Origin of the sequence: Microcoleus sp. OTE_8_concoct_300 (assembly GCF_031383065.1) — a bacterium.
GTDB lineage: Bacteria > Cyanobacteriota > Cyanobacteriia > Cyanobacteriales > Microcoleaceae > Microcoleus.
In genome coordinates this window covers 94,909-102,365 of the sequence record NZ_JANMZH010000650.1, presented here as the reverse complement: position 1 = coordinate 102,365, position 7,457 = coordinate 94,909, and the positions used below count along the sequence as shown (strand labels likewise).

The 7,457-nt window shown below is 46.4% G+C and carries 3 protein-coding genes; 2 read left to right on the top strand and 1 reads right to left on the bottom strand.

Going from position 1 to position 7,457, the window contains the following annotated elements:
- Window positions 1-2,706 (top strand): cation-translocating P-type ATPase (locus tag ACUVJL_RS29690; protein WP_445249118.1); only part of this gene is annotated, 2,706 nt, incomplete at its 5' end.
- Between the two features lie 597 nt (window positions 2,707-3,303).
- On the opposite strand, the gene ACUVJL_RS29685 is transcribed toward ACUVJL_RS29690, so the two are convergent.
- Entirely contained in the window at window positions 3,304-5,610 is a 2,307-nt protein-coding gene (locus ACUVJL_RS29685; protein ID WP_445249117.1) for an FUSC family protein, read from the bottom strand.
- A gap of 125 nt (window positions 5,611-5,735) precedes the next feature.
- Between ACUVJL_RS29685 and ACUVJL_RS29680 the strand changes: the two genes are divergently transcribed.
- Window positions 5,736-6,251, top strand: a complete 516-nt coding sequence (locus ACUVJL_RS29680; RefSeq protein WP_333134141.1) for a GMC oxidoreductase — start codon at window positions 5,736-5,738, stop codon at window positions 6,249-6,251.
- Window positions 6,252-7,457: the final 1,206 nt, after the last annotated feature.

The window sequence follows — 7,457 nt, the reverse complement described above, 5'->3', positions numbered from 1 at the left end:
TTTAATGAACTGCCCGAACCAGCCAGAAGATCGCTATTACTCCGCTTCACCGATCAGTTGACCCATTTCATGGCACTCTTGCTCTGGGTTGCAGGTGCGCTGGCTTTTGTGTCCGGTACACCAGAACTCGGCTGGGCAGTCTGGGCTGTAATCTGGATTAATGCCGGTTTCAGTTTTTGGCAAGAATTCCAGGCAGAACAAGCGTTAACAGCACTCAATAAAATGTTGCCCGCCCGCGCTAAAGTCTATCGAGATGGGAAGCTAGGCGAGATTCCCGTTAGGGAGATGGTTCCGGGAGATGTCATGCAATTGGAAGAGGGCGATCGCATCTCTGCCGATGCCAGACTGGTTTCGGCCCAGTCTTGTTATGTCGATGTCTCGGTGCTGACTGGAGAATCGCTGCCGGTTGCCCGATCGGCGGAACCTGTAGCCACTGAAAAGATGCGTGCCTCGGAATCAAGCAATCTGGTTTTTGCAGGTTCTACCGTTTCGGCAGGGCGTGGATTAGCTGTCGTGTACGCTACAGGAACTCAGACCGAGTTTGGTCAGGTCGCCCATCTCACTACAACTGTGAAGCGAGAACCTAGCACCCTGGAAGTTCAAATTAACAGCGTGGTGCACGTCATCACCACGATCGCCCTTGGGCTGGGTGTTGTGGTGTTTCTGCTGACTAACCTGTTGGTAGGCATGGAACTCAAGGAAAGCTTCATTTTTGCGATCGGGATTATTGTGGCATTTATCCCAGAAGGACTGCTGCCAACGGTGACTCTGGCTCTGGCTATGGGTGTCAAGCGCATGGCAAAGCGTAATGCTCTGGTGCGTCGCCTCTCGGCAGTGGAGACATTGAGTGCCACAACGGTCATCTGTACAGATAAAACAGGGACGCTGACCAAGAATGAGATGACGGTTTGCCGACTCTGGATTCCGACATCTGAGATTACAGTAACTGGAATAGGGTACGACCCGACGGGAGGAGAGGTACAAGTTCCTGCTGGGCGAATGGAATCACAGGTAAAGCTGCTGTTGGCGGGTTCGGCGCTCTGTTCCAATGCCCGCTTGAACCATCCAGCAGGTTCCAGTCAGTGGCAGGAGATTGGCGATCCCACTGAAGCTGCTCTGCTGGTGGCTGCCCTAAAAAAGAAACTGAACTTTGAAGAACTACAGCGTCAGCTTAAGAGAACGCAGGAAGTTCCCTTTGATTCGCGCAGACGGATGATGAGTGTCGTGCTGCAAAGAAGTTCGGATAATTCAGGTTTAGGGTTTGAGTTAGAAGGGCAATCGGACAATCTCAAACCGCTAACGGCTCCCTATCTGATTTTTACAAAGGGATCGCCATTGGACGTGCTGCAACACTGTAAACAGATTTTGAAAGATGGACGCATAGAAGAATTATCAGCAGCAGAACGGGCAGAGGTGACTGCTGTTAATGATGGATTTGCAAGTCGAGGTTATCGAGTTCTGGGAGTTGCCACGCGGCAGAAAGAGGAGCAACCGCAAGACGCGCAGGAATTGGAGCAAAATCTGATCTTCGTTGGGTTGGTGGCAATGATTGACCCGCCGAGAGCAGAAGTTGCCGACGCGATCGCCCAATGCCATCAAGCAGGTATCCAGGTGACGATGGTAACAGGAGATTATGGACTCACCGCAGAAGCGATTGCCCAGCAAATTGGCTTAGTAGATGGTAAAGCCAGGGTCGTTACGGGCGAAGAAATGGGACATCTTTCGGATGCCCAGTTGTGTCAAATATTGCAGCAAAAATCCGGGTTAATCTTTGCTCGCGTACAGCCGGAACAGAAGTTAAGGCTGGTTCAGGCTTACATCGGGATGGGTCATACCGTAGCGGTGACGGGTGATGGGGTGAATGATGCTCCAGCCTTGAGAGCTGCCAATATCGGCATTGCGATGGGGCTCAGCGGCACGGATGTGGCGCGGGAAGCGGCTGATATTGTGCTGATTGATGATAACTTCGCGACTATTATTAGTGCGATCGAGGAAGGACGAGCTGTATATCAGAATATTCGCAAGTTCATCACATATATCCTGTCCTCGAACATACCAGAATTGCTCCCTTTTCTGGCGATGGTCTTTTTTAAGATTCCGCCCGCTTTAGTCATTCTGCAAATTCTGGCGATCGATCTAGGCACAGACATGATTCCCGCCCTAGCGTTGGGCGCAGAAGAACCGGAGGCAGGCATCTTGCTTCAACCGCCACGCAAAAAGTCGAAACCATTACTGGATAAGTCTTTAATGCTGCGTGCCTTTTTGTTTCTAGGGTTGCTCGAAGGTGTGGTAGGAATGATAGGTTTCCTGCTGGTTTGGCGGTCAAATGGTTACGGGATTACCGAGTTGCAGGGGATGACTTCGGCGATTCTTGCCCGTTCGGGGACTGCTACTCAGATGGCAATTTATCATCAAGCAACAACTGTGACGCTGGCGGCGATCGTGGCTTGTCAGGTTGGAAACGTTTTCGCCTGCCGAAGTGAGCGCACCTCAATTTTTAGATTGGGCTTTTTTAGCAACCGTTTGATCTGGTTAGGCATTGCGGTTGAGTGGGGACTGATTCTATCTATTATCTATTTCCCACCTTTACAAAAAGTCTTTGCGACCGCACCCCTATCTCCCTGGCAATGGTTAATGCTGCTCCTATGCCCACCATTGATACTAATCGCTGATGAAATACGAAAGAAAATTGTTCAGGCAGGGTAAACGCATCTTAACTTTAACCCAAAATATGCTACAGTTAAATCCGACTAAATTTCAATAAGGCATTTGAGGTTAAAAATCTTTGTATATGACGACGACGGCTATTTTCTTGTATTGGTAACGGCCGGTTGGCAGCTAATCTTTATATCCTTACTTGGCGATAATTCTGTAGTAGCTACACCCGCATTTTTAGAGTAATTAACTGTCTATTGCTCAGTTTTTTTTGCAGGACTGTTTGATAGAATTGTGATAGCATTTATGGTTGTGGTCTTGTTATTTGGACGAAACCATTCTTTTCTATCATAAAACAGTCCCTCACAGATAGCTGTCTAATAACCTCACGGTTGATTCTCAATAAGCACGGTTTTTTTCTCCATTTTTTTCAGGGGGGTCTGTTGCTTGAACAGCTTTTCCTATCTAGGTTTTACCTTCGTTGTCGCGCCCTCAACCCCCCAGGTCCAAAGCTTGATTTATCGTCTTAGTTAAGCCCAATCAGAAGGGCTAAATTATACCTGACCGGACTTTTAAAACATCCTCTTATAATCTAAAACTACATATCGCTGTAAAAATATGAGTAAGTTTAGTAAAGTATTTGAATATTTAAGTTGAACTCTTATCAACTGATGCCTGCAGGCGATCGATCGCACAATGCAGGCATTTCATTTCACGGGCAATTCGATCTAGTTGTGTGAAAACAGGAGTTTGTTCTAGAACAGCTTGCCGAGTTGATGTTACAGAAATTGGATTTGTAGCCAACTCTGATATCCTAATGAGATGTAACTGTTCAATATCGTTGTGAATGGCTGCGATATAAATATCTAGCTTCGGTAAAGCTAGAGGTAGGTGTCCCTGTTCCAGCGCGTTGGCTAAGTTCTCTAAAACTTGGACAATCGCATCGGTAAATCGCTGGAAATCTGCGAATTGGTACTCTCCGCTAAATTTCCGCTGATGTTCTGCTAGAGTGGTGACTGAGCTGAAAAAGGCACGAATGTAGAGTATCAGCATCGCGATCGGTTCAACTTCTCCTCGAACGTGACGGGGCTCGCTGAATAACCTTTGAGCAGCAGCATTCGCATTCGCATTCTCTAATGCTGCTTGATAATGCAGGTTTCTAATAGTTTCAGTCGAGGAGTTTTGTTCTGGGTTGATGTAGCTAGCTACAACTTGTTGAAAGTAGGCGAGATTAGATCGAATAGTTTTTGCTAGTTGTGCGGGAAGTTGCGATTGCTCCCAACTGGGAAATAACAAATAGTTGCCGAGTAATGCTAAAATTCCTCCAATTAAGCTATCGACAATGCGTAATACTCCTATTTCCCAGCCGCCTTTACTTGTCATATTCAGTAGCAATATGACTACGGGAGTGAGGAGTGTGATAAAGATGCCGTAGCTCAGCGATCGCACCGACATAGCAGTGACTAAGAGTATCAGAAGACAGACTAATATTGCCACTGGATTGTGGATAAGTATGACAAGGGCAATGCCAAATATGCCCCCCAATGTAGTTCCAATCACCCGTTGCACCGTTGTCTGAGAAGTACCGCCAAAGTTCGGCTTTAGGGCAACTACAGCAGTGAGCGTGACCCAATAGCCTGTGGGTACTTGCAATAACACGGCTACTAATTCAGCAGTCGTTACTATTAGCGCCAGCCGCAAAGCGTGACGAAAAATAACAGAATTAAACGTGAGATTGTTCCGCAGCGTGTCAATGATTGAAGAACGCTGTGGCTGTATTGGGGGATAAATATTGAGCTGGGCGATGCTGCGTCTTTCTCCCCGTTGTAAATCTGTGGCCAGTTCCGCATCTGTATGAATTTGTTCTGCTAGCGCTTTCAAACTAGCTACAATCTTGCCAAGACTCACCAAGTCAGCATAGTCATCTGCGTAAGCCAAACTCGCCTGATTCAGGACTTGAGAGTGTATGATTTGCCAGTGGTGTTCTAGTGCCTCGATCGCCCGATCTAGATCTCCCAAGTGAACAAGGTTCTTTTCTTTGGCGAGGGATTCTGATAAAAATTGTAGAGCTGTTGCCGATGCTTCCATCACTTGCTGAATTTCTCTGTGCAACTGCTGGAATAAGGGACGAGAGGAGGCGATCGCTAATAGTTCCACCAATGCTACAACCGAATTGGTAATTTGGTTGACATCCTCAATTAAGACGAGTAACTGATTGCCGTGCAAATCAGCACTTTCTCGACCCGTCCACACAGCACTCCAAACACTCCGGGCAGTGGTCAAATTCTCTATTACGCTGTCTTGAGCTTGTAAGAATTGCTCTCCCCACGGACGACGCTCTGAGAGAGTTAAGGGTATCTCGCTTGCCATTCGCACAAATTTGCTCAATGTCGCATAACAACTGCTGGCTGCCTCAGTCGCAGGTGTATAAGGGCGTAACACCCACAATAAGAGAGATAACACCATCGCCCATAAAGCTCCAGCTAGACACAGCGCACATTGCAGAAGAACAGTAGAGAAATCTGGAAACGAAGCGAATTTTGCTAGCGAGACGATAAACATAATTGATGTCACCAGGCTAACCGTCGCGGCGCTCGTGCCAAACAGACCAGCTAAGCCAGCGACGAACATCACCAAGAACGTTGTTGGAATTGCTAACCACAGGGTACTACTAACCAGATTCGCTATTAACAAGGCGGCAGTAATGCCAATGGTTGCTGCGAGCATTACACTTGCTTTTTGGCGATAGGCTCCACCCGTATCGACCATGCCAACAAACATAGCTCCCATCACCGCGATCGCACTTGCAGCAGGATGACCTGTAATAAAGCCAACTGCAATGGGCCCGCTCACTGCCAAAAGGGTACGCAAGCCATAAAGGATGTCAGGTTTACCGGGCAATGGCTGAAACTGCTGCAACAGCCAGTTTAGAGATTGTCGATGGTCAGATGGCATTACTAGGCTACCTCTGTAAATTAAATTAACTGCTGGTACAAGTGATGAGACAAAAAAGTTTTTAACACATTCTTTAACAAAAATTAATTTAAAAAGCTTGACATAGAATCCATCTGAACGGAAATGTGCTGCCAGATATTATTTTGGCTGAAGCGCCCCCACTTTTAGCACCCTACGTGAAATTGATTCCAGGCTTTGAACTCCACCTGATACCTGAACGAGCCGTGGGGTGGTGGCAAACCGAGGATTTGCCCGACTTTAAGAATCGCGTACGTGTTGTCGGTGACAACTTACACCGGGATTACACGCTGAAGAATACTGAAGCTGCTGATCGCCTGATCCATCGCTGGACATCGGTGCTAAAGTCGAGCGAGCGAAATGCCGTGCACGTCATCCCGTTTAGCCTGTATTTCCGCAATAACATTCCTTTGCAAGCTGTGGGCCATCAATGCGGCACCTGCTGCTTTGGTAGCGACCCCAAAACCTCAGTATTAGACCTCAACTGCCTCACCCACGATTTGATAACCTTTATGTCGTCGATGGTAGCAGGTCAATCGCACTTTCGGATCTCGACCAGTTATAGAGCTGTTTTAAAACTTATCAACCAAACAATCGAATTAACACCAAACAAAAAGGTATAAAAAATATAGATTGATGGAGCGCACATAGCTCGACCTAAAGAAGGCATTTTCAGGGTTTTCAAAGAACCGAGGGGGTGAACTAGACCTAAATATAAAATATCCTGCTTTCCGCCTGCAGTTTCCTGCCAAATTACTGCTTTTTTGTGTCGAGCGTGTATTTCTATGTTGAGGCTGGTTATGGCTGTTCTCTATCGGTAGCAAGCAATGGTTTTGCAATCGCAAACCCTGACTAATGCGTGCAGACGAAAAATATCCACCCCCCATGAATATTGAGCATACTGCTTACCCGCAGTTCAAACGTTATTGATATAGAATCAGTTCCGACGGCGATGATCGCGAATGAAGCCCAAATCATCAATAAGAGCGGTAAGGTATGGGACAGGCACTGCGAACTATTTTGTGGTTGGAATATATTAGCGCTCGCTCTTTACGCCTAAGTAAGTCGGCGCTTTAAAACGCAACTATGTAAACGATGTAAAGTCTCAAAATGCTCTCTACTGGCTGACTTAAGCCTATTTACATACTGTTACATTATTCGGTTTAATCCCGCCTACCTACTTAGAGATTACTACCTGGACTAATAGGGTGGAGAATTATAACCGCCATTAATAGCTAGGAGTCGAGCGACTGCTGTAAACCAAGTCAGGGAATAAATCTTTAGCCGACTGTCAAGCTTTATCAGACAACAACAGTTTAGCCCATTGCAAAGCGCGAGTCCGACAACAGCAATTTACGCGACTGTCAAGGCTGGTATAACGGCTACTGTGTTGCCAATTTTTTCGCACTTCTGAAACTTGAGTTTTAATTCAATTTAGAGACTGTAACTTGACTATTAAGTCAATTCACTTGTTGTTAAAAAGGCTAAAAATTCACTAATTGTTGTGGAGCGCTAAAGTCAGGCAAGTGCAGTATAAAGTCAGGCAAGTGCAGTATAAAATCAGTGAGAATACAGGCATTTGCAGGGGCTGCACTTTACCTGTATTTACCGGAAAATATCCTGCAAACGCCTGACTTTTTCGGTCAAATTGCTGCTTTTTTGTGTCGAGCGTACATTTGCCTGTTGAGGCAGGTTATGACTGTTCTCTATCGGTAGCAAGCAATGGTTTTGTCCGTACAAAGCTTTATTTATTACTTTTAAAGAAAAACAATGCACCTCATGAATGCGGAATCCTAGCCGCCAGGTCAGGTTTAAGACTTTCTTAAGCT